Here is a 24,092-nt window from a genome sequence, read left to right on the forward strand (position 1 = left end):
CATAGATGTTCTCTATAAGAAAAAATAAAGGAGTTTTCTGTTTATGAAAAATAACTATCACCTACAGTCTCGGATGGGGGAAAAGCGTCATTATTTCGGCATCCGTCGCTTAAAAGTAGGAGTAGCCTCTGTTGTCATTGCCTCAGGATTCTTACTGGGGAATGCTCAGCTAGTCCAAGCGGATGAGGCGAGCACAGCTACCAGCCCTGCAACAGAAACAGTCTCTGATGCAAATACGGCAGCTCAACCTAAGTCAGCAGGTGAAGAAAAAACTGGAGAGGCAGATAGTTCAGGAGCGGGGGCTTCAGAGCAGGCTGCTCCAACTGGTGTGCTAGCAGATCAAGCTCCAGCTAGTGCAGGTTCGGAAGCAGCTGGGCAAGATGCAAAGGAAACCGCTGCTTCCACTGAAAAAGACAAGCAAGAACCAGTTAGTCAGCCGCAAGCTTCGGCGAAAGACGCTATCGAAGAAGGCAATATTCGCTTTCATTTCAAAACCTTGCCGTCACAAAATCTAGACAGCTTGGGCTTGTGGACTTGGGACGATGTTGAGACGCCTTCTAGTCAAAAGGGAGCTTGGCCAACCGGAGCGACTAGCTTTGCAACTGCTAAAGAAGATGACTATGGTTATTACCTTGATGTTAAAATGGCTGAGAAAAGAAGCAAAATCAGCCTTCTAATCAATAATACAGCAGGGCAAAATATTACAGGTGACAAGACGGTCGAGCTACTCAGTCCTCAGATGAATGAGGTTTGGTTTGATACGGACTATCAACCTCATACTTATGAGCCTTTGAAAAAAGGGATGGTACGGATCAACTACTATCGTACAGATGGCCAGTATGATAAGAAGTCGCTCTGGCTCTGGGGAGATGTCCAAAACCCAAGCAAGAATTGGCCTGACGGAGTGGACTTTGAGAAGACTGGGAAATATGGTCGCTATGTAGATGTCCCTTTGAAAGATGCTGCTAAGATGATTGGCTTTTTGCTTCTAGACGAAAGCAAATCAGGAGATGATGTGAAGATTCAAAATCAGGATTATAATTTCGCTAATTTGGAGAAAAATAGCCAGATTTTCTTGCGTGATGCGGATCCGACAGTTTATACCAACCCTTACTTTGTCAACGATATTCGTATGATAGGAGCCCAGCATATTGGCTTGACCGAGATCGAGGCCAGCTTTTCTACACTAGAGAGTGCTAAAAAAGAAGATATTTTAAAGAATTTAAAGATTACAGACAAAGATGGCCATGAAGTCGTTGTTAAAGATGTGGTTCTGGATCCTAAGACCAAAAGTGCCAAATTCATCGGTGATTTTAACCAAGCCCAGTCACCTTACCTTATCAAATATGGCAATGATCAATTCAAAACCAGCATGAACTGGCAGCTGAAGGATAGTATCTATAAGTATGATGGTGATTTGGGAGCGCGTGTTTCTCAAGCGGGCAAACAAGTGGACCTAACTTTCTGGTCACCAAGTGCTGACCAAGTCGATTTGGTAGTCTATGACAAAGAAGATCAGAACAAGGTCATTGGACGCCTGGCTATGCAGAAAGGGGAGTCTGGCACATGGACCAGCAGCTTGACGCCTGAGAGCGGTCTGGGGATTTCTGACTATCGTGGATATTTCTATCATTATGAAATTAGCCGTGGCGGCAAAAAAGTTCTGGTGCTGGATCCTTATGCCAAGTCTTTAGCAGCTTGGAACAGTGAAGATGCGGACAAGGGGGATGCCTACAAGATTGCCAAGGCAGCCTTTGTAGATCCAAGTGAATATGGACCGAAAGACCTGACCTATGCTACTATTCCGAACTTCAAGAAGCGGGAAGATGCCTTGATTTATGAGGCGCACGTTCGTGACTTTACCTCTGATCCAGCTATTTCAAAGGATTTGAAATCTCAATTTGGAACTTTCTCAGCTTTCATTGAGAAATTGGATTATTTGAAAGATTTGGGAGTGACCCACGTTCAGCTCTTGCCAGTTCTAAGTTATTACTTTGTAAATGAGCTGAAAAATGCTGAGCGCATGGACAAGTACGCTTCTAGCAACAGCAACTATAACTGGGGCTATGACCCGCAAAACTACTTCTCGCTGACAGGTATGTACTCCAGTGCGCCGACAGATCCAGCCAAGCGCATTGAGGAATTCAAAAACCTTGTCAATGAAATTCATAAGCGCGGCATGGGCGTTATCATGGATGTGGTCTATAATCATACGGCTAAAACCTCTATCTTTGAGGATTTGGAGCCCAATTACTACCACTTTATGGATGCGGATGGTACACCGAGATCCAGCTTTGGCGGCGGCCGCTTGGGTACTACTCACTATATGAGCAGACGGGTCTTGGTGGATTCGATCAAGTACCTGACAGAGCAGTACAAGGTAGATGGTTTCCGCTTTGATATGATGGGGGACCATGATGCTGAGTCCATCCAAAAAGCTTTTGAAGAAGCCAAGAAGCTGAATCCAAATCTCATTATGCTGGGTGAGGGCTGGAAGACTTATGCAGGTGATGAAAATAAAGCTGTCCAGCCGGCTGACCAATCTTGGATGAAGTCAACAGACACGGTAGCGGTCTTCTCAGATGATATTCGCAACACCTTGAAATCAGGTTATCCAAATGAGGGAACACCAGCCTTTATCACCGGTGGCAAACGCAGTGTGGAAAATGTCTTCAAAAACATCAAGGCGCAGCCAACCAATTTTGAGGCGGATAGCCCAGGGGATGTGATCCAATACATCGCAGCTCATGATAATCTGACACTCTTTGATATCATTGCCCAGTCGATCAAGAAAGATCCGGCAGTAGCTGCCAATAATCAAGAGATTCATCGCCGCCTGCGTTTGGGAAATCTGATGATTCTGACTTCACAAGGGACACCATTTATCCACTCTGGTCAAGAGTACGGCCGGACCAAGCAATTCCGTGATCCTGCCTATAAATATCCTGTCTCCGAAGACAAGGTTCCAAACAAAGCGCATTTGTTGACCAATGAGGACGGCACGCCGTTTGACTATCCGTACTTCATTCATGATTCTTATGATTCGAGCGACGCGGTCAACCACTTTGACTGGACCAAGGCGACTGATTCAGAGAAGTTCCCTGAAAATGCCAAGAGTCGTGCCTATATGAAAGGCTTGATTGCCTTGCGGAAATCAACGGATGCCTTTACCCGCAGCTCCAAAGATGAAGTGGAGCAAAATGTGACCCTCATTACCCAGCCTGGCAAGGATGGTGTTGAGAAAGAAGACCTTGTGCTCGGTTACCAAGTAGTTGCGTCAAATGGCGATATTTATGCGGTCTTTGTCAATGCAGACACCAAGGAACGACAATTCAACTTTGGTGAAGCCTACAAGCATCTAGCAGGTGCAGAGGTTGTGGCAGATGGCAATACCGCAGGAGTGACAGCCATTTCTGATCCAGCAGGTGTCTCCAGAAATAGCAATGGTTTAGCCCTAGCTCCGCTGACAGCGACAATTTTGCGACTTCGAAAAGCGAACCTAGCTCAGGAAGAAAAATCTCAAGCTCCAGTAGCTCAAGAAGAGCAGCTGTCTGCCGCTTCTGTAGCCAACGCTCAGCCTCAAGCTTTATCCTTGGATGTGCAAAAAACTCAGGCTTCAGAAGTAAAAGAAGCGGCTAGCCAAGCAGAAAAAGCCTTGCCAAAAACCGGAACAAACACTTCCCTACTGGCACTTTTAGGTGGCTTCCTTGCTTTTCTAGCAGGTCTGTTAACCTTCAGAAAGAAACAGTAATAATTTGATTAATGCCCTGTGAGAAATTTTTAGACTATGGCTAATAAAGACGACTTCCAATAATGGAGGTCGTCTTTCCTTGTTTGTATAAGTTTTAAACACTCTTACCGGGCAAGAGGCTGACTGGCAGGAAATAGCCAGTTGTTTGGACTTCTTGGCCGGCAATTTTTTTGAGGAGTAGGTCTACAGAGAGACGAGCGATATCTTTCAGTGGCTGTTTGATCGTTGCTAGCTGTGGGTAGTAGTTCTCTACAAAGTAGGTGCCGTCGTAGCCGATGATTTTCAAATCTTCAGGTATCTGGATGTTCAGCTCCTGTGCGACCTTCATAATTAAAATGGCTGTCAGATCGTCTGATGTAAAAATGCCATCAGGTTTGGTCTGAGTCAGAATTTGCTTGATTTCCATCTCCTTTCGGACGGGAGAAAAATCACTGGATACATTGATAATCGGTGCGTCTGGCAGGACGGAAGCGAAGCCAGCGTGGCGCAGGCCGGTTGGCGAGTTGGAATTGTCATTGCCAGTAATCATGATGATGTTTTGAGCTCCAGCCTTGACTAAGGTCTGGGCCGCCAGCACTCCGCCACCATAGTTGTCTGAGGAGACGACAGGGATATCCGGCGAAAGATTGCGGTCAAAGGCAATGATTGGTGCTGTCACGCGATTGTAGTCCTCAATGCCTAGATTGTGGCTGCCAGAAATGATGCCGTCCACCTGATTGGCTTCCAGCATCTCAAGGTATTCACGCTCCTTGTCTGAATCATGCTCACTATTGCAGATGATGGTTTTATAGCCTTGTTTAAAGAGCTCATGCTCCAGCTTGTCAATCAATTCTGCATAAAAGACATTGCTGATATTAGGGAAAATGAGTCCAATTAGCTTTGCTGATTTTCCTTGAAGGCTCCGCGCCAGATTGTTGGGCTTGTAGGCCAATTCTCGCATGGCTGCCTCAACCTTAGAGATCGTTTTGTCGGATAAGTAGCCTTTTCTGTTGATGACGCGGGAAACAGTTGTGGGGCTGACTCCTGCTAGTTTTGCTACATCAGTTAGCTTTGCGACCATAATCTAATTCATAGTAAGTACCGGTTGGATTGCCCTTAGTAATAGCAATGCCTGTCTGGTCTTCTCTCGGGAAGACACGGCCGGAAAATACTTTCTCTCCTTTATTGATGAAAATTTCAAAAATTGATTTATCGATGAAGATAGTAGCACTTGTGGCTTCTTTGTCAATATCACAGCTTCGGCTGGTTCCAAAGTCCAGAGCGAATGGCTCTCCCGCCTGACTGCGGTCAACGGTCACTTGACCTGCCTTGAGGTCGAAATTGATGCGTAGTCCCTTGCCATCCTTGTCCGCAAAGAGAATGATTTCGTGTTCGGCGTCTGCAGCGAGATTCAGTTCTAGTTCGTAGCTGTTCTTGCTTTCTACCAAAGCAGCGAAAGGCTGTTCCCCTGCTCGCAAATCCTTGATAGCAGGCACTGGGTACTGGTAGAGTTTTCCGTCTTTCAGACTTAATTCCTTGACGAGGGAGAAGGCACCTTGATGGTCGAAGCGGTCAGATGGGTATTCCACATCAGGCAAGCCCAGCCAGCTGACAGCGAGTGCACGACCGTCAGGCGCGTTAAAGGCTTGGGTCGCGTAGCAGTCGAAGCCATAGTCCAGATTTTGGATAGGGCTAGGATCAATCATAGCAACTTTGTTTGTGTCAAACGATTGACCTATTTTATACATGTTTGGATAAATGTTGCCATATTCCAGTACATCCTTAGACAAGCCTTGAGGGCAATAGAGCAGGACTGGTTGGTCGTTGATAAAGGCTAGGTTTGGACACTCCATCATATAGGCTGTCTTGTCATTGGCGAAGTCCAAATTGCCGACGACTTCCCAGTTGCTATAGTCGTTATCAACAGCTTTGTAAAGCTTGATATATCCTTGTTTATCTAGGTTTTGCCCACCGACAATGGCATAGAATTGCCCTTTGTAGTTGAAAATCTGCGGATCGCGGAAGTGGTCGGTCGCTTCAGCAGGTTGCTCAATCAAGACCTTGTCAATTTTTTTGAGATTGCCTGATTTGTCTAACAAGGCACCGATTTGATAAGGATGACGCACCCAATTCTCATCACGAACATTGCCAGTGTAGAAGAGAAAGAGCTTGTCGTCAAACTGCATGGCAGAGCCAGAGTAGGCACCGTGGCTGTCCAGAGGAGTATCTGGCAACACCCGAAGGCCAGTTTCCTTGAAGTGGACTAGGTCATCGCTTTCCATCTGGACCCAGCACTTGAGGCCGTGAGCTGCTCCGAAAGGAAAGTTTTGGTAGAAAACCACCCACTTGCCGTCAAAATAAGAAAAGCCATTGGGATCATTGAGCAGCCCCGTCTGAGGCTCCACATGGTAGTTAGCCCGCCAAGGAGATTTAGCGATGTTTTCTTTGATCTGCTGTAGCTCTTCCTGAGTCCAGTCTTCATAGCGTTTGTAGCGTTTTTCAGTCGTCCAAGCCAATCTTTTGTCCTCCGAATCATATTATTTCTTATTACTATAGTAAACGTTTTCCGATGAAAAATCAACATTTAACAGTAAAAAAATATTTTTTCTGCAAAACGCTTGACATATTTTTGAATCATGGTAAAATAATATTCGTAAAGGCGATAAAATCGCTTTCAAAAGTTAAAAATATTTATAAGGAGATTTTTGCAAATGAATAATACTGAAATTGCAAAAAAAGTCATCGAAGCCCTTGGCGGACGTGAGAATGTCAACAGTGTGGCTCACTGTGCGACTCGCTTGCGCGTGATGGTTAAAGATGAGGGTAAAATCGACAAAAATACTGTCGAAAATCTGGAAAAAGTTCAAGGTGCCTTCTTTAACTCAGGCCAGTACCAGATTATCTTTGGTACCGGTACGGTTAATAAAATCTATGACGAAGTTGTAGCCTTAGGATTGCCAACTTCATCAAAAGATGACATGAAAGCAGAAGCTGCTAAGCAAGGGAATTGGTTCCAACGCGCCATCCGTACATTTGGTGATGTATTTGTGCCAATCATCCCAGTTATCGTAGCGACAGGTCTCTTCATGGGTGTGCGTGGACTCTTGAACGCTCTTGGAATGACGCTTCCAGATGATGTGAAGACCTATACAGAAATCCTTACGGATACAGCCTTCATCATCTTACCAGGCTTGGTTGTTTGGTCAACCTTCCGTGTATTTGGTGGAAATCCAGCTGTTGGTATCGTCCTTGGTATGATGCTAGTGTCTGGCTCGCTTCCAAATGCTTGGGCAGTAGCATCTGGTGGTGAAGTGACTGCCATGAAATTCTTTGGCTTCATCCCGGTTGTTGGTTTGCAAGGTTCCGTTCTTCCAGCCTTCATTATCGGGGTTGTTGGAGCTAAGTTTGAAAAAGCTCTCCGCAAGGTTGTGCCAGATGTCTTGGATCTCTTGGTGACACCATTCGTTACACTTTTTGTAATGTCTATCCTTGGACTTTTCATCATAGGACCAGTATTCCACGTTGTTGAAAACTACATTTTGTTTGGAACAAAAGCAATCCTTGCTTTACCGTTTGGTTTAGGTGGTTTGGTGATTGGTGGAGTTCACCAATTGATCGTCGTGTCAGGTGTTCATCATATCTTCAACTTGCTTGAAGTACAATTGCTTGCTGCGGACCACGTTAACCCATTCAATGCTATCATCACTGCAGCTATGACAGCTCAAGGTGCTGCAACCGTTGCTGTTGGTGTGAAAACTAAAAATCCTAAACTTAAAACTCTTGCTTTCCCAGCTGCTCTTTCTGCCTTCCTTGGTATTACAGAGCCAGCTATCTTCGGGGTTAACTTACGTTATCGCAAACCATTCTTCCTTTCATTGATTGCTGGTGCAATTGGTGGTGGCTTGGCATCTCTCCTTGGACTTGCTGGTACTGGTAATGGTATCACTATCATCCCAGGTACAATGCTTTATATCGGTAATGGACAACTCTTACAATATCTCCTTATGGTAGCTGTATCATTTGCGCTTGGTTTTGCATTGACTTATATGTTTGGTTTTGAAGATGAAGAAACTGTAACTGAAGCAGCTGTAACTGAAAAACTGGTCGAAGAAGAAACAACTGGTAATGTGCCAGCTTCCCTCCAAGATGAAACAATTATTTCTCCAATTGTTGGTCAGGCAGTAGCTTTGAGCGATGTTGATGATCCTGTTTTCTCTAGCGGAGCGATGGGACGAGGAATTGCTATCAAGCCTAGCGAAGGTGTGGTTTATGCTCCGGCTGATGCAGAAGTTACGATTGCATTCGCGACTGGCCATGCTTATGGTTTGAAGACAGCTAATGGCGCTGAAATTCTGATTCACGTCGGAATTGATACAGTATCTATGGGCGGCGAAGGTTTTGACCAAAAGGTTGCTCAAGGTGACAAGGTCAAAGCTGGTGATGTTCTGGGAACATTTGAAGCTGAGAAAATTGCAGCTGCTGGTCTGGATGATACGACTATGGTCATCGTTACTAACACAGCTGACTATGCTTCTGTGACTCCAGTAGCAGAAGGAGCTCTTGCTAAAGGCGACGCAATTATCGAAGTGAAAGCCTAATGGAATTTAGAAAACGAACAAAAGTTGATTTGTTCGTTTTTTCTAATAACATAAGTCTATCTATAAGAGTGTCCCAAAGAAAGTTTTTGGCAAGAAGTCTGCAAGAGATATGCTATAATGAATAGAGTAGAAATCAAATTTTAAAAGAGGATTTATAATGACAAAATTGTATGGAAGTTTGGAAGCGGGCGGCACTAAGTTTGTCTGTGCTGTAGGTGATGAACGGTTTGAAGTTGTTGAAAAGACACAGTTTCCAACGACCACGCCTATTGAAACCCTAGACAAGACGATTGAGTTCTTTTCTCGTTTTGACAATCTAGCTGGTCTGGCTGTTGGATCTTTTGGGCCGATCGATATTGACCCTAACTCAAAGACTTACGGCTTTATAACGACTACGCCTAAACCGCACTGGGCTAATGTGGATATTGTCGGCGCTCTACGCCGTGCTCTCAATGTGCCCATTTACTTCACGACGGATGTCAATAGTTCAGCTTATGGTGAAGTAGTAGCCCGCAACAATGCTGGCGGCCGTATTGAAAATCTGGTCTATTATACGATTGGGACAGGAATCGGTGCGGGTGCTATCCAGCGAGGCGAATTTGTAGGGGGGGCAGGTCACCCCGAGATGGGGCATTATTATGTAGCTAAGCACCCTATGGATGTGGAAAAAGAGTTCAATGGCGTTTGTCCTTTCCACAATGGCTGCTTGGAAGGATTGGCGGCTGGACCAAGCTTAGAGGCGCGGACCGGAGTTCGTGGGGAAAATATTAAACTCAATAGTTCTGTCTGGGATATTCAAGCTTACTATATCGCTCAGGCGGCTATTCAGGCGACAGTGACTTTCCGTCCAGATGTCATCGTCTTTGGTGGCGGTGTTATGGCTCAGCAGCACATGCTGGATCGGGTTCGTGAGAAATTCACAGTTCTCCTGAATGGCTATTTGCCAGTTCCCGATGTTCGTGACTATATCGTGACACCAGCTGTGGCTGGAAATGGCTCCGCAACGCTGGGCAACTTTGTACTGGCTAAAGAAGTTAGTGAGCGCCACGCAAAATAAGTTTATAGGGTCTGATTTATCAGGCCCTTCTCTATGAGGAAAAGTAATGGAAAAAGCAATTGTCAAAGATATTTTCTTCCTACAGCAGCCATCAGAGCAGGCTAGCAGAGAAGACCTTTATCTGGCTCAAGACTTGCAGGATACTCTGCAGGCCAATCGAGAAAACTGTATAGGACTCGCAGCCAATATGATTGGCGTCCGTAAGCGAGTCATTATCTTTCTATATGGTTTGGTGCCGGTAGTCATGTTTAATCCGGTGCTGCGCTCTAAGTCAGGCCCTTATCAGACAGAAGAGAGCTGCCTGTCCTTGGTTGGAAGCCGTCCTACCCAACGTTATCAGGAAATCACAATTGATTATCTGGATAAACATTGGCAGCAGCAGACCATGACCTTGAAAGGCCTGCCTGCCCAAATCTGCCAGCATGAATTGGATCATTTGGAAGGGATTATCATTTAGAAAAATTTGACAAAATTGCAAAAAATGTCTAAAATTAGAGATAATTAGCAGAATAATATTGAAGGAGGCAAGATGTAAATGAAAACAAAAACTTTAGCACTGATAAGCGGTCTGGTTGGTTTGATTGGAGGGACTATTTTGCTGCTCTCGAATATCTTTTTTGTTCCTTTTTCAGCCCTACTAGGTGATTCTGGCCTGAATTTACTGGGAGCGGTGATTAAATTGGCAGCTCTGGGCTTGGGAATTACTTCCTTGGCTTATTACAAAGGTCAAATGCGTTTCAGTGTCGCAGCGGGCGTCCTCCTTATCGTCGGAAGCAGCAACATCGCGCCCATTCCATTTATAGGCTGGATTGCAGGCATTCTCCTTATCATTGGAGGGGCTCTATTCCTCGCTTCTTCTTCAAAATTTTAATGCGGGACCAATCAATTTTTAGGCTGTTTGTCAGTTTGAAAGGAAGGGTGAAGAAATTTTCTTCGCTTTTTTTCTTGTTGAAAAAATAGTTCTCATGGAAACTTTTTTCTTGACTTTCTTTTTTCTTGTGTTAAAATAGTTCTCACGAAAACTATTTTTACAAAGGATACAGGTATGGATAAGCCTTTACTGGAATTGAAGCGTTTTGGACGAAAGATTCATCTCATAGCGGAAAAGCTTGCCAAGGAGCAAGGGATTGAGTCCATGGCTGGGCCTCAGGGGCAGGTCTTGCATATTGTCGCCTGTCGTATGGAAGAGGGGAAGGATACCCTTATCAAGGATATTGAGCAGGAGTTGGATATTTCCAAATCGGTGGCCTCTAACTTAATGAAAAGGATGGAGAAGAATGGCTTTATTCAGCTAGAAACGAGCAAGACAGACAAGCGAGCTAAATATATCCGTCTCACTCCGCAGTCGCAGGAAAGAATGAAAAAAATCCGTGACTTTTTTGATGAAATGAACCTTTCTATTTTGAATGGTGTTTCTGAGCAGGAACTGCTGATTTTTTCTCAAGTCATGGCCAAGTTTTATCAGAATATCGAAAGTTTAGAAAATGGAGGGAAAGATGTTTAAGTTATTTAAACGGCTGACGGTAAGGGAAGTGAGCATGATTGTTCTCAGTGTGCTCTTCACCTTCCTAACGGTATATCTGGAATTAGAAGTTCCAACCTATATTTCGACGATTACAGAGTTGCTGCAAACACCAGGGACTGGTTTGGCAGATTTGTGGGAGCCAGGTCTGAAAATGATCGGCCTGTCTTTTGCTAGCTTGCTGTCAGCTATTGTGGTTGGCTTTTTTGCCGCTCGTATAGCAGCCAGCTTTACCCAGAGCTTGCGGAGCGATATTTTCAACCGTGTGCTAGACTATTCGCAGACGGAGATTAAGAAATTTTCAATCCCTAGTCTGCTGACTCGGACGACAAATGATATTACCCAGGTACAGACCTTAATTACCATGGGGCTTCAGGTGGTGACCAGGGGACCGATTATGGCGATTTGGGCCATGACCAAGATTATTGGCAAGTCCGAGAACTGGCTGATAGCAGTTCTTATTGCTGTTATAGTCAATATCCTGCTGACAGTAGTTTTGGTGACATTGGCCTTTCCCAAACAGTCAGTTGCGCAACGCTTGGTCGATAAGCTAAACAGTGTCACTAGAGAGAGTCTGACTGGGATTCGCGTGGTCCGGGCTTACAATGCTGAGGATTATCAGGATGAGAAATTTGCGGCGGCCAATGATGAAGTAACCCGGCTCAATCTTTTCATCGGTCGTCTGATGGCCATGATGAATCCAGTTATGATGGGGATTTCCAGCGGATTGACACTGGCTATTTACTGGATTGGTGCTTATTTGATCCAGGAGGCTGGGCTGCAGGAGCGTCTCCCACTCTTCAGTGATATGGTCGTCTTTATGTCCTATGCTATGCAGATTGTGATTGGATTCTTGCTCATGGGTGCCCTCTTCATTGTCCTGCCTCGGACCATTGTATCGGCTGGCCGGATTAATGAAGTACTGGACCTGCATTCTTCTATCACCAGTCCGGAACAGCCTAAGGCAGCAGCGGATAGCAAGGGAGAGGTGGTCTTTCGAGATGTGTCCTTCCGCTATTCCAAGAATTCAGAAGCGGTCATTGAGCATGTCAGCTTTACAGCGCAGGCTGGTGATACCGTGGCCTTTATCGGTTCAACTGGTTCAGGGAAATCCACGCTAGTCAATCTCATTCCTCGTTTCTACGATGTAACTGAAGGAGAGATTCTGGTAGATGGTGTCAATGTTCAGGATTACCAGCTGGAAGACCTGCATAATAAGGTCGGCTACATCCCGCAAAAGGCGGTGCTTTTCTCTGGCGATATCGAGAGCAATCTGAACTTCGGTCAAAGCAAAGAAAGCCCGCTGGATGAGCAGAAAATGTGGGAGGCTCTTGACCTTGCACAGGCTAAGCCCTTTGTCCAAGAGAAGGAAAAGGGGCTGAAAGCTGAAGTGGCTCAAAGCGGAACCAACTTCTCTGGTGGCCAGCGTCAGCGCTTGGCCATTGCCAGAGCCTTGGCTCGTAAGCCAGAAATCCTCATCTTTGACGACTCCTTCTCAGCGCTAGACTATAAGACAGACCGCATTTTGCGCAAGGAGCTGGCTGAGCGGACGCAGGATATGACCAAGCTAATCGTGGCGCAGCGGATTTCTACTATCATGGATGCGGATCAAATCTTGGTCTTGGATGCTGGTAAGGTGGTCGGTCAAGGTACCCACCGAGAACTTTTGGCCAGCAACGAAGTCTATCAAGAAATTGCCTACTCACAATTATCCAAGGAGGAATTAGAAAATGGGAAATAAGAAGCCTTCATTATTTAGCCAGATACGGCCTTATCTCAAAGGCTTCCAGCTTCCTCTTGCTTTGGCATTTGTGGGAGCTGTCTTGTCAAACATTATCACGGTCTATGGGCCAAATAAATTAAAAGAAATTACCAATCTCATTTCTGATGGTCTGGCTACCAGTATTGATTTAAAAGCTGTGTCTGAGATTGCCCTTCTGCTGACCGTGCTCTATGCAGTCGGAGCTCTGCTCAACTACGGTCAGTCCTTTATCATCAGTACGGTTATCCAGTATTTCTCCAAGCGGCTGCGGACGGCCATTGCGGAGAAGATTAACAAGCTGCCGCTGGGCTATTTCGATGCTCATTCTCAGGGGGATACTCTGTCGCGCGTGACCAATGACGTAGATACGGTCGGCCAATCCCTCAACCAGAGTCTGGGGAATGTTATCTCTGCCAGCTTGCTCTTGGTGGCTGTGGTCTTGACCATGTTCTTCATGAACTGGATCTTGGCCATGGTAACTATCTTGGCTACTGTATTAGGTTTTGTCTTTGTTGGTCTCATTATGGGCAAGTCTCAGGGCTATTTCACCGCCCAGCAAAACGATTTGGCTGCGGTAAACGGTTATGTGGAGGAGATGTACTCTGGTCATAATGTTGTTACCAGCTATAATGCCATTGAGAAGTCTAAGGAGCGCTTTGCAGTTCTCAATCACAATCTCTATAACAGTATTTGGAAATCGCAATTTATCTCTGGTATGATGATGCCGCTCATGTTCTTTACGGGGAATTTTGCCTATGTGATGGTTATTTTGGTTGGTGCTGCTCTGGCGATTAATGGCTCTATTAGTATCGGAATTATTGTCGCCTTTATGGTTTATGTGCGGACCTTCTCTCAGCCTTTGTCACAGATTGCGCAAGGTATCGCCGTCTTGCAGCAGGCTGGTGCTGCGCTGGTTCGTGTCCTTGAATTTCTGGCTGAGCCTGAGATGGAAGACGACCAGCATAAAGAGCAGCAGCTTACTGCTGTCAAGGGAGATGTTGCCTTTGAAGAGGTCTTCTTCGGTTACAAGCCAGACCAGACCATTATTCATGATTTCTCAGCCCGAGCCAAAGCCGGACAGAAGATAGCCATTGTTGGCCCGACTGGTGCTGGTAAGACGACCATCGTTAATCTCCTTATGAAGTTCTATGAAATTGACAAAGGGAGTATCAGCATTGATGGTATAGATATTAAGGATATGAAACGCTCTGAGGTTCACGATGCCTTTTCAATGGTCTTGCAGGATACCTGGCTCTTTGAGGGGACGATTCGGGAAAACTTGATTTATAATCAGGAGCATGTGACTGATGAAGCAGTTGTTGCTGCAGCAAAGGCGGTCGGTGTTCATCACTTTATCATGACTCTGCCACAGGGCTATGATACGGTGCTGGATGACACGGTCAACTTATCGGTTGGTCAGAAGCAGCTGTTGACGATCGCTCGTGCTCTGCTCAAAGATGCGCCGCTCTTGATATTGGATGAGGCAACTTCGTCAGTCGATACGCGGACGGAGGAGCTCATTCAAAAGGCGATGGACAAACTCATGGAGGGCCGGACTTCCTTTGTCATTGCCCACCGCCTGTCTACTATCCGTAATGCGGATCTTATCTTGGTCATGCGCGATGGAAATATCATCGAGCAGGGTAACCACGATGAACTCATGGAGCAGAATGGCTTCTATGCGGACCTCTATAATAGTCAATTTGTAGAGGAAGATGCAAGTTGATACTCAAATAAAACATCAGGAATGTTCCTTTTCCTGATGTTTTTTTAAATTTAACAGAATTGTAAAAATTGCTCATCTTTCAGTGAAAACGCTCTAAAACCCTGACTTTCTCCGCAGATGCTCTAGGAAAAACTTGACAGCTTTTGTCGTTTATATTAAAATAAATTTAATATAAGAACTGAAAACGAACACAACGGGGTGTTTGATATACATATAAGTGAGCAACGGTGCTACAAAAAATGAAACTTCTTTCTTTTTTGTAGTGCTTTTTTTATCAGTGAATCTGGAGTAAAGCGATGAAGCAATTTATGCTGGCTGGTGTTTCCAGCGGTGTTGGAAAGACTACAGTTACCCTAGGGATTTTGAAAGCTCTGGCAGACAGAGGTTATCAGGTCCAGCCTTATAAGGTAGGACCTGATTATATTGATACAGCTTATCATAGTCGGATTACCAAGCGGCCGTCGCGGAATGTGGACAGCTTTATGATACCGGACGATCAGAGCCTGGCTTGGTCCTACTATAAATGGCATGGAGACGCAGATGTGGCAGTAGTCGAGGGAGTCATGGGGCTCTTTGATGGTCTGGGAACGGACAAGGACTGTGCGTCTTCTGCTTCTGTTGCTAAGAAGTTGGGCATTCCGGTTGTCTTGATTATCGATGGGAAGGCAACATCTACCTCGGCAGCGGCTATGGTCCATGGCTTTGCGACTTTTGATTCGGATTTGGATATTGCTGGGGTCATTATCAATCGAGTGGCGTCACAAAACCACTATGAACTCATCAAAGGTGCCATAGAGCGGTATACGGATGTTGAAGTGCTAGGCTATCTGCCTAAGAATGCGACAGCAGAGCTGCCATCGCGCCATCTGGGCCTAATCCCAGACGTAGAAATGAATGATTTGGACCGTCGATTTGAGGACTTGGGAGCGGCAGCAGCCAAGCATATAAATCTAGACAGACTGCTGGGAAAGGCAGAACTTCCCTATAAGCAGATGGCCAATCCTTTTCATATCCGCAATGACCAGCCCTTGACTTTGGCTTATGCTTTGGATGATGCTTTCCACTTTTACTATGAAGATAATCTAGACTTTCTAAGAGAGCTCAATGTCCAGCTGGTGCCTTTCAGCCCTCTGAAAGATAAGGAACTGCCAGCTGCAGATGCTTATTATTTTGGCGGTGGTTTTCCAGAAGTCTATGCTCAGGAGCTGATGACAAATGCTGATTTCCGGGCTTCGGTTAAGAAAGCTCACGAGCAGGGCCGGCCAATCTACGCAGAATGCGGCGGACTCATGTATCTGGGAGAGCTGCTGGAAGTAGAGGGTCAGGCCTATGAAATGGTCGGCATTTTCAAGGGCAAGAGCCTGATGACCCCCGGCCTGAAAAGCTTTGGCTACTGCCAAGCAGAAACGCAGGTAGACAGTCTTTTTGGTCCTAAAGGTACGGCGGTCAGGGGACATGAGTTTCATCATTCGGTCTTTGAGACGGAGGAAGATACGGTCCTCAAGCTAGAGAAGGTCAGAGATGGCCAGGTCGTAGCTGCCTGGACTGGCGGTTATCAAAAGGGCCGTACCTTTGCCAGCTACCTGCATGTTCATTTTTATCAGGATGAGCAGCTACTGGCCAACTGGCTGAACTATATCAAAGAGGCGAATTGATATGACACTCATTGCAATTTTTCTAGCCGTCTTACTGGACTGGCTGATTGGCGACCCCTATAGCTGGCCTCATCCAGTCAAGTGGATAGGTTCCTATATTTATCTATGCATGCGCTTGCAGGAGAAAAGGCAGTTTTCGCCCTATCTATTTGGCTTTTTCCTCTGGCTGGCAACAGTTGGACTGGCGCTGGGAGTTAGCTACGGGCTACTCTGGCTGGCTGGTCTGGTTCATCCTGTCCTCTACTGGATCATCTGGATCTATCTGGCCTATGCCAGTCTGGCGGCTAAAAGCCTGGCTTTTGAGGCTCAAAAAGTTTACCATACGCTCAAGTTTGGTACTTTGGAAGAAGCTAGAAAGCAAGTTGGTATGATTGTCGGCCGTGAAACTTCTCAGCTGACACCAGAGGAAATCAGCAAGGCGACGATTGAGACGGTGGCTGAAAATACCAGTGACGGGGTTATCGGTCCCCTGCTCTGCCTCTTTCTAGGCGGCCCCATTCTAGCTATGACGTATAAGGCCATCAATACCTTGGACTCCATGGTAGGCTATAAGACGGAGAAATACCGCAAAATCGGCTTGATATCTGCCAAGATGGATGATCTGGCCAATCTGATTCCTGCGCGTTTGACTTGGCTTTTCTTGATTCTCAGCAGTCAAATTTTACTGCTGGATTTCAAGGGAGCCTTGCGAATTGGCTGGCGGGATCGCTACCAGCATGCTAGTCCCAACAGTGCTTTTTCAGAGGCAGTTGTAGCTGGAGCTCTGGGCATTCAGCTGGGCGGACCGCACGTCTATCATGGAGAGCTGATTGAGAAGCCAACTATTGGAGAAGCTTCCAGACCGGTTGCGGCAGATGATATTCAGACGGCTATCTCTCTGCTTTATACAAGTACCATGACAGGTTTAATCTTGTTCACTCTTTTTTATTTAGTAATGCAAGCATATTTCTAGGAGTATACTATGACATATATCCAAAATCCTTCCTCTATCGAGGAAAAGAGCTTTCAAATTATTCAGTCTATGATTACTGAAAAAGATCCTGATTATGTCTTCCATTCGGAAATGGAAGAATCCATCATCAAGAGGGCAATCCATACGACGGGAGATTTTGATTATCTCTATACCATGCGCTTTGAGCACGATGTCCTTAAAAAAATAGAAGAAGTAATCAGAGCTAAGGGGACTATCCTGCTGGACTCTAATATCTCTCTTAACGGGATTAACAAGCGCGTGCTTGACCCGCTGGGTGTAAGCTACCGCTGTTTGATTAGCGATGAAGAAGTAGTTGCGCTGGCCAAGGAAAAGCAAATTACCAGAGCTATGGCGGCTGTTGAGATAGCAGCTAAGATTGAAGGTCCTAAAGTATTTGCTTTCGGTGGTGCTCCTACGGCTTTATCTTACCTGATTGAGCTGGCAGAGCAGGGATTGGTAGAAGCAGATGCAGTGATTGGGGTTCCAGTCGGCTTTATCAATGTCGAAGAGTCAAAAGAAGAACTGCTTCAGTCAGGTCTTCCGGCCCTTATCAATCTCGGCAGAAAAGGCGGCAGCACGATTGTAGTAGCCATTATCAATGCCATTATCTACCAGCTGAGAGAAGTGGTGACGGATGACTATGTCCGTTATTCTACACCATCCAGTAAAGAAGGAGGAAAGAACTAGATGTCCTATCTAAAAGCAGCGCACAAGATTGAAGAAGCTAGTTTCAGCAAGATTCAGGAAATTATTGACCAAGAGCATCCAGATATACATTTTTCGGATCCTTTTGAAGAGGTAGTACTCAAGCGGGTTGTCTTTACCAGTGCAGACTTTGACTACCTCTACAATATCAAGTTTTCCAATCAGGTTATTGAGAAAATCCTCTATGTCCTCCGAAACAAGGGTACCATTTTTACGGATACGACCATGGTCTTGGGTGGTTTTAATAAGAAATTGCTGGATGACCTAGGTGTTTCCTATCGCTGTCTGGTCAATGAGCCGGCAGTCTTTCAGGAAGCTAAGGAAAAAGGAATTACTCGCTCCATGGCTGCTGTAGAATATGCAGCTAAAGTGGATGGTCCAAAACTGTTTGTCTTCGGGAATGCTCCAACGTCTATCTTCAAGGTTTTGGATATGGTCGAAGAAGGAAGCTTGCAGCCGGATGCAGTTGTCGGAGTTCCAGTTGGCTTTGTCGGAGCGGCAGAATCCAAGCTCAAACTGCATGAAAGTTCGGTGCCTTCTATCGCAGCACTGGGTCAAAAGGGCGGCAGTACCATCGCAGCAGCTGTGGTCAATGCCATTCTCTACCAGCTCAAGCTCGACACTACGGACTATGAGCGTTACAGTGTTTCAGATAAAAAGCAGGCTCCGGAGAAAGGAGAGGGCTAATGATGGATGAATACGCTTATGTCAATGGAAAGAAATTAAGAAAAGGTTTTACAACTGGTACTTGTGCGACGGCGGCGACCGTTGCAGCCTTGAGCATGATCTTAAATCAGGAAAGAGAAGAAAAGGTTACTGTGCATACGGCTTCAGGTGTGGAAGTGACCATGGATGTTCACAATCCTTCCTTTGGACCAGAAGAGGCGACCGCAGCCATTGAAAAAGATGGCGGCGATGATGCGGATGCGACGCACGGACTCTTGATTTATTCGACCGTGACTCTTCTGCCAGATCAGACGAAAATCGAGATTGACGGTGGTCAGGGCGTTGGGCGCGTGACCGAGAAGGGGCTGGCCTGTGATGTCGGCATGGCAGCCATCAATCCGACTCCTAGACGGATGATTGAGCAGCATGTCCGTGAGATTATCGGTCCCAACTGTGGAGCACGGGTTATCATTTCCGTTCCCGGAGGAGAAGAAACGGCCAAGCTGACCTACAATTCCAGACTAGGTATTGTCGGTGGCATTTCAATCTTGGGAACGACAGGGATTGTCAATCCAATGTCTGAAGATAGTTGGAAAGCGTCCATCACGATTGAGCTGACCATGCTCTACAATCAAGGACATCGCTCAGTCGTCTTGGTACCGGGGAATTACGGTGAAGATTTTGCTACTAATACTGTGGGGATTCCAGCTGGGCGCATCGTCAATATGAGTAACTTTGTCGGTCATGTCCTCAAAGAAGTGCAGCGCATCGGCTTTACCAAGGTTTTGATGATTGGTCACATGGGCAAGTTTGTCAAAGTGGCGGCTGGGATTTTCTCTACCCACAGCAAGGACTCGGATGCTCGTATGGAAACGCTGGTGGCTAATCTAGCCCTGATGGGGGCGCCTATTGAGCTGCTGGAAAAGGTTGACAAGTGCTTGACGACCGAGGCAGCTGGAACAGCCATTAAGGAATTTTCTTATGAGGGTGTCTATCAGGTATTGGCGGATAAGATTAAGGCTAGAAGTGAGCGTCTGCTTCGCTATCGTAAGCCAGAAGTCAGTATTGAAGTGGTCGTCTTTGGGACTGAGGAAGGCTATTTGGCATCAACTCAGCCTTTAGAGCAGATAAAGGAGGAATGGACATGATTTATGTCATCGGAATTGGTCCGGGAGATTCTAGCTATGGTCTTCTGGGACAGGAAGCCTATTTTGAGAAGGCTGACCGCATTTTGGGCAGTGAACGCCATCTGGAAATTTTACCGCCGGCTTATCGGGATAAGGGGCTGGTTCCTCCTAAAAAATTAGCCGCGTTGGCAGAATTGCTGGAAAGCTTTGGTGAGGATGAAGAAATTCTATATCTGGCCTCAGGCGATCCCCTGATTTACGGCTTGGGCAAATGGCTGTCAGAGAAGTTCAAGGGGCGTGTGGTTATCTCGCCTGGTATCAGCGCCATGCAGTATCTGGCCAGCAGAATTGCCCTGCCTATGAACGATGCTTATCTGACGAGCAGCCATGCTAAGGAGCCTAATTTTGACCTGATTATGAGTCTGTCAAAAGTCTTTATGGTGACCGATCAGAAAGTTGGCCCCTATGAGATTGCTCAAGAGGCTGTTAAAAGAGGCTTAGATAAGGTGCTGGTCATCGGTGAGCAGCTGAGTTATGAAGACGAGCGTATTACCATTCTGCCTGCGAGTGAGGTAGAAGATAGAGAATATGAAATGAATGTAGTGGTGGTGTTAGATGAGGGATTCGGAATTTATCAGGGCTAAAGTCCCTATGACTAAGGAAGAAGTCAGAGCCATCAGTTTGGATAAGTTGGAGCTGCATCGAGCCAAGCGCATGCTGGATGTCGGTTCTGGCACTGGTAGTGTCACGATTCAGGCAGCCCGAACCTATCCAGAACTGGAAGTGGTGGCGGTGGAGCGAAATGAAGACGCGGTGGCCTTGACGCAGGAGAATATCCAGCACTTTGGCTGCCACAATGTCCGTCTCCATCAAGGACTGGCTCCGATTGAGCTGGATGGCAGCTTTGATGCCATTTTTGTCGGAGGGACCGGGGGCAATATGCAGGAGATTTTCGACTGGTGTGCCCAGCTCATGGAGCCGGGCGGTCGGCTGGTCTTGAACTTTATCCTGCTGGAGAATGCTCTGGAAGCAGCTCAAATAGCGGAGCAGATGGACTGGGAGGATTTAGAGATTGTCTCGGTTCAGGCTAGTCGCTGGACAGCTATAGGCAAGGGGCACTACTTCAAACCTCAGAATCCGACCATTATCGTTTCCTGTAAGAAAAAAGAAAGAGAGGCTAATTGATGTCCAAAGTACATTTTGTTGGAGCAGGCCCAGGTGATGTCGAGCTGATTACGCTCAAAGGTTACAAGCAGCTGTCTGAGGCTGATGTGGTCATTTACGCAGGCTCCTTGGTCAATCCAGATCTGCTGAACTTCTGTAAAGAAGGAGCTGAGATTCACGACAGCGCCAGCATGCACTTGATGGAAATCATCGATGTCATGGAGGCTGGAGTCAAGGCTGGTAAAGATGTGGTTCGCCTGCAGACGGGAGATTTCTCCATTTATGGCTCCATTCGAGAGCAGATCGAAGAGATGAAGAAGCGGGACATAGAGTTTGACTGCACGCCGGGCGTCAGCTCTTTTCTGGGAGCTGCTTCCAGTATCGGGGCAGAGTATACCGTACCAGAGGTTTCTCAAAGCCTCATCATTACTCGGATGGCTGGCCGGACGCCTGTGCCAGATCGGGAATCCCTGAAAAGCTATGCTCAGCACCGGACATCTATGGCTATCTTCCTGTCCGTTCAAGGCATTGAAAAGGTCGTCAGCGAGCTGATCGAGGGTGGCTATCCTCCAGAAACGCCTGTGGCTGTTATTTACAAGGCTACTTGGCCGGATGAAAAGAAGGTCTTTGGCGATTTGACAAATATTGCTGAGAAGGTCAAGGAAGCTAAGATTAGAAAGACAGCTTTGATTTTGGTCGGTGACTTTTTAGGTCAGGAATTCTACTATTCCAAGCTCTACCATGCGGATTTCCAGCATGAGTTCAGACGGGGGAAGAGCAGCCATGCCAAGTGATTCTCAAGCCCGCTACGCAATCGCAACAGTGACAGCGGTCGGCAAGGACTTGGCTCTGACTCTGCGAGAAAAGCTAGGCAAGGAAATCCCTATCTATACGACACCTCGATTGGCAGATGACAGGGTCATCGCCATCGAAGGACGAGTCGTTGAAGCACTTGGTCAGCTCTTTCAGGAAGTGGATGTTCTCATTTGTATCATGGCTATCGGGGCGGTTGTGCGAGCTATTGCACCAGTCTTGAAAGACAAGGCGACTGACCCAGCAGTAGTTGTCATGGATGAGAAAGCGACGAATGTCATCAGCCTGCTGAGCGGACATCTAGGCGGAGCCAATCAAGTGACGCTAGACATCGCAGAATTGCTCGGTTCTAATCCTGTTATCACGACAGCGACAGATGTGCAGAATGTAACAGCTCTGGACAATCTGGCCCAGTCAGTCAATGGCTGGCAGCCGGAATTGAGAGAATTTATCAAACCTTTCAACAGCTATCTAGGCAGCGGCCGAACAGTCTATTTCTATCAGGAAAAGGACTGGGTCACTGACCTTCGCGGTCTGACTCTGGTGGATGAGGAAGAACTTGCGGCTGTTCTCAAGGGAACGGAACCGCTGATTCTGCTGACTTCAGAAAAAAAGGACATTCAAAGAGAAAATCTGGCTCTCATCTATCCTCAACCCTATATCTTAGGAGTTGGTGCCAGAAAGGATGTGTCTCCTGCTGTCTTCCGAGAGGGCTTTGAGGAATTTTGTCAGCAGCAGGGCATTTCTGCCAGTGAGATTTCCAAAATCGTCAGCATTGATGTCAAGAAGGACGAAGCAGCTATTCTGGCCTTGGCTGAGGAATTGGGCTGCCCCTTTGAGACCTTTACTAAGGAGGAGCTGTCTGTTGTAGCAGACCGCTATCCTCAGTCAGAATTTGTCAAAAAGACAGTCGGAGTCGGCAGTGTCGCCTTGGCCAGCGCAGATCTGGCCAGTCAGGGTCAAGTCCTGACAGAGCGCTTTGCCAAGAACGGCTGTACCTATGCGCTTGCAAAAGCAATAACCAAAAAGTAAATCAAAAAGAGCAGACGGTCTTATGAACCAACTGCCATTATAGAATTTTATCATACCCATAAAGGAGAAAAAATATATGTTATACGTTATCGGATTAGGCCCAGGTAAAAAAGAATTGATGTCACAAGAAGCATTGGCTGCTATAGCCGATTGTGAAATTATCGTCGGCTACTCGACTTATATGCGATTGATTCTTGATTTGGTCAAGGACAAGGAACTCGTAGCGAATGGTATGCGTCAGGAAATCGACCGTTGTCAAAAGGCTATTGATTTGGCTAGAGAGACTGGCAAAAATGTCGGAGTTGTTTCCAGTGGAGATGCCGGAGTCTATGGAATGGCTGGCTTGATTTTAGAATTGCTGGGAGATGCCAATGATGTAGAAGTTAAGGTTGTTCCAGGTATTACAGCTAGTCTGGGTGCTGCTGCAGCTATGGGAGCTCCCCTCATGAACGACTTCTGTCATATCAGTCTGAGTGATTTGATGACGCCTTGGGAAATGATTGAGAAGCGTCTGCATGCCGCAGCTCAAGGTGACTTTGTCGTCTGCCTTTACAATCCTCGGAGTAAGGGACGTCCAGACCATCTGGCAAAAGCACTTTCTATCATGTCTGAGTATAAGTCAGAGGATACTATTGTCGGTATCGGTAAGGACATTGGCCGTAAGGATGAGGAAATCATCTTGACGACCATCAAAGACTTGGATGAAACTTTGGTAGATATGACGACAATCGTTATCGTTGGTAACAAAGAAACTTATGTTAAAAACGGCCGCATGATTACACCTCGAGGATATACTTTATGATGAAATTATTGCTGGGAGGGACATCTGACAGCACCGCTATTTTAGAAGTGCTTGACCGATTAAAGATTGATGTGACCAGCTCTGTTGTCACAGACTACGGCCGGCACTTGGCTTCCAAATTCGGCCAGCCGGTCATTCAGGGCCGGCTGACAGCCGAGGACATGGTTGCCTTTATCAAAGAGAATGATGTGGATGAAATCATTGATGCAACCCATCCTTTTGCGGACATTGTGTCCAAGGAAGCCATTCGGGCGGCAGAGATGGCTGGTGTATCTTACCTGCGCTTTGAGCGTCAGGCGACCTTGGATTTGAGCGGAGCCATCGTGGTGCATTCGACCCAAGAAGCGATTGATGAGATTGCCAAGCGCGGCTACAAGACAGTCTATCTGGGAACAGGTAGCAAGACCTTGCCGCTCTTTGTCAAGGGTCTGCCAGAGCAGCGGATTGTCGTTCGCGTTCTGCCGACTTCAGAAGTGCTTCTGGCTTGTGAGCAGCTGGGACTGGTAGCGGATCAGATTGATGCGATTAAGGCTCCATTTTCCAAAGAGTGTAATAAAGAGCTCTTGCTGCGCTCGGGAGCAGATGTCTTTGTTTCCAAGGAGAGCGGTACAGTCGGTGGGATTCGTGAAAAGATTGATGGCTGTCAAGAGCTGGGGATGGACTGCATTATCATCTCTCGGCCAATTGTGGCCTATCCGCAGATGGTTTCTAGCTTAGAAGAGCTAGAGGTTTATCTGACAAAATAGCTAATAAAAGGAGA

The 24,092-nt window shown here is 46.5% G+C and carries 21 protein-coding genes; 19 read left to right on the top strand and 2 right to left on the bottom strand.

Annotation, left to right across the window (positions count from 1 at the left end; genetic code table 11):
- Positions 1 to 43 precede the first annotated feature (43 nt).
- Positions 44 to 3,751, top strand: coding sequence for a pullulanase (locus tag K4I03_RS06795; RefSeq protein ID WP_227964161.1), 3,708 nt, complete (start codon positions 44 to 46; stop codon positions 3,749 to 3,751).
- Between the two features lie 94 nt (positions 3,752 to 3,845).
- Here the strand turns inward: K4I03_RS06795 and K4I03_RS06800 are convergent, their stop codons facing one another.
- Together K4I03_RS06800 and K4I03_RS06805 are read right to left on the bottom strand one after the other, a co-directional pair.
- Positions 3,846 to 4,811 (bottom strand): LacI family DNA-binding transcriptional regulator, encoded by a 966-nt coding sequence (locus K4I03_RS06800; RefSeq protein WP_223313133.1) that lies wholly within the window; start codon positions 4,809 to 4,811, stop codon positions 3,846 to 3,848.
- Positions 4,792 to 6,246, bottom strand: coding sequence for a sucrose-6-phosphate hydrolase (locus K4I03_RS06805; protein ID WP_227964163.1), 1,455 nt, complete (start codon positions 6,244 to 6,246; stop codon positions 4,792 to 4,794). Before K4I03_RS06805 ends, K4I03_RS06800 begins: the two co-directional genes overlap by 20 nt.
- 195 nt (positions 6,247 to 6,441) lie before the next feature.
- Here K4I03_RS06805 and K4I03_RS06810 point away from each other — a divergent pair, with 195 nt between their 5' ends.
- The 18 genes from K4I03_RS06810 to cobK all read left to right on the top strand — a co-directional run bounded on the left by K4I03_RS06810 (position 6,442) and on the right by cobK (position 24,078).
- The gene (locus K4I03_RS06810; RefSeq protein WP_227964164.1) at positions 6,442 to 8,328 is read left to right on the top strand and encodes a sucrose-specific PTS transporter subunit IIBC; all 1,887 of its coding nucleotides are present in this window, start codon (positions 6,442 to 6,444) and stop codon (positions 8,326 to 8,328) included.
- A gap of 157 nt (positions 8,329 to 8,485) precedes the next feature.
- Complete coding sequence (gene scrK, locus K4I03_RS06815; protein ID WP_227964166.1) at positions 8,486 to 9,385, top strand: fructokinase ScrK; 900 nt, start codon at positions 8,486 to 8,488, stop codon at positions 9,383 to 9,385.
- Between the two features lie 46 nt (positions 9,386 to 9,431).
- Positions 9,432 to 9,842, top strand: coding sequence for a peptide deformylase (locus tag K4I03_RS06820; protein ID WP_002903844.1), 411 nt, complete (start codon positions 9,432 to 9,434; stop codon positions 9,840 to 9,842).
- A 78-nt stretch (positions 9,843 to 9,920) separates the two neighbouring features.
- Positions 9,921 to 10,256: a hypothetical protein gene (locus K4I03_RS06825; protein ID WP_002903845.1), complete on the top strand. Its 336-nt coding sequence runs from the start codon at positions 9,921 to 9,923 to the stop codon at positions 10,254 to 10,256.
- Between the two features lie 174 nt (positions 10,257 to 10,430).
- Positions 10,431 to 10,889, top strand: a complete 459-nt coding sequence (locus K4I03_RS06830; RefSeq protein ID WP_002934875.1) for a MarR family winged helix-turn-helix transcriptional regulator — start codon at positions 10,431 to 10,433, stop codon at positions 10,887 to 10,889.
- Positions 10,882 to 12,648 (top strand): ABC transporter ATP-binding protein, encoded by a 1,767-nt coding sequence (locus K4I03_RS06835; RefSeq protein WP_002925817.1) that lies wholly within the window; start codon positions 10,882 to 10,884, stop codon positions 12,646 to 12,648. Before K4I03_RS06830 ends, K4I03_RS06835 begins: the two co-directional genes overlap by 8 nt.
- Complete coding sequence (locus K4I03_RS06840; protein ID WP_227964168.1) at positions 12,638 to 14,395, top strand: ABC transporter ATP-binding protein; 1,758 nt, start codon at positions 12,638 to 12,640, stop codon at positions 14,393 to 14,395. The genes K4I03_RS06835 and K4I03_RS06840 overlap by 11 nt, the downstream gene beginning before the upstream one ends.
- A gap of 296 nt (positions 14,396 to 14,691) precedes the next feature.
- The gene (locus K4I03_RS06845; RefSeq protein ID WP_227964170.1) at positions 14,692 to 16,050 is read left to right on the top strand and encodes a cobyrinate a,c-diamide synthase; all 1,359 of its coding nucleotides are present in this window, start codon (positions 14,692 to 14,694) and stop codon (positions 16,048 to 16,050) included.
- 1 nt (position 16,051) lies between these two features.
- A complete protein-coding gene (gene cbiB / locus K4I03_RS06850; RefSeq protein ID WP_227964172.1) occupies positions 16,052 to 17,002 on the top strand; it encodes an adenosylcobinamide-phosphate synthase CbiB in 951 nt (316 codons plus the stop codon).
- Positions 17,003 to 17,011: 9 nt separating this feature from the next.
- The gene (locus K4I03_RS06855) at positions 17,012 to 17,710 is read left to right on the top strand and encodes a cobalt-precorrin-8 methylmutase (RefSeq protein ID WP_227964173.1); all 699 of its coding nucleotides are present in this window, start codon (positions 17,012 to 17,014) and stop codon (positions 17,708 to 17,710) included.
- Complete coding sequence (locus K4I03_RS06860) at positions 17,711 to 18,415, top strand: cobalt-precorrin-8 methylmutase (RefSeq protein WP_227964175.1); 705 nt, start codon at positions 17,711 to 17,713, stop codon at positions 18,413 to 18,415.
- On the top strand, positions 18,415 to 19,542 hold the full coding sequence (cbiD, locus tag K4I03_RS06865; RefSeq protein WP_227964177.1) for a cobalt-precorrin-5B (C(1))-methyltransferase CbiD: 1,128 nt from the start codon (positions 18,415 to 18,417) through the stop codon (positions 19,540 to 19,542). The genes K4I03_RS06860 and cbiD overlap by 1 nt, the downstream gene beginning before the upstream one ends.
- A complete protein-coding gene (locus tag K4I03_RS06870) occupies positions 19,533 to 20,165 on the top strand; it encodes a cobalt-precorrin-7 (C(5))-methyltransferase (RefSeq protein ID WP_227964179.1) in 633 nt (210 codons plus the stop codon). Before cbiD ends, K4I03_RS06870 begins: the two co-directional genes overlap by 10 nt.
- Positions 20,137 to 20,706, top strand: a complete 570-nt coding sequence (locus tag K4I03_RS06875) for a decarboxylating cobalt-precorrin-6B (C(15))-methyltransferase (RefSeq protein ID WP_032905439.1) — start codon at positions 20,137 to 20,139, stop codon at positions 20,704 to 20,706. The genes K4I03_RS06870 and K4I03_RS06875 overlap by 29 nt, the downstream gene beginning before the upstream one ends.
- Entirely contained in the window at positions 20,706 to 21,479 is a 774-nt protein-coding gene (locus tag K4I03_RS06880; protein WP_125408793.1) for a cobalt-precorrin-4 methyltransferase, read from the top strand. The genes K4I03_RS06875 and K4I03_RS06880 overlap by 1 nt, the downstream gene beginning before the upstream one ends.
- Positions 21,469 to 22,530 (top strand): cobalt-precorrin 5A hydrolase, encoded by a 1,062-nt coding sequence (gene cbiG / locus K4I03_RS06885; RefSeq protein WP_227964180.1) that lies wholly within the window; start codon positions 21,469 to 21,471, stop codon positions 22,528 to 22,530. Before K4I03_RS06880 ends, cbiG begins: the two co-directional genes overlap by 11 nt.
- Positions 22,531 to 22,606: 76 nt before the next feature.
- On the top strand, positions 22,607 to 23,332 hold the full coding sequence (gene cobJ, locus K4I03_RS06890) for a precorrin-3B C(17)-methyltransferase (RefSeq protein ID WP_227964181.1): 726 nt from the start codon (positions 22,607 to 22,609) through the stop codon (positions 23,330 to 23,332).
- Complete coding sequence (gene cobK, locus K4I03_RS06895; RefSeq protein WP_227964183.1) at positions 23,329 to 24,078, top strand: precorrin-6A reductase; 750 nt, start codon at positions 23,329 to 23,331, stop codon at positions 24,076 to 24,078. The genes cobJ and cobK overlap by 4 nt, the downstream gene beginning before the upstream one ends.
- The last annotated feature ends 14 nt before the right edge of the window (positions 24,079 to 24,092 follow it).

The organism is Streptococcus sanguinis (genome assembly GCF_020729725.1).
Lineage (GTDB): Bacteria > Bacillota > Bacilli > Lactobacillales > Streptococcaceae > Streptococcus > Streptococcus sanguinis_V.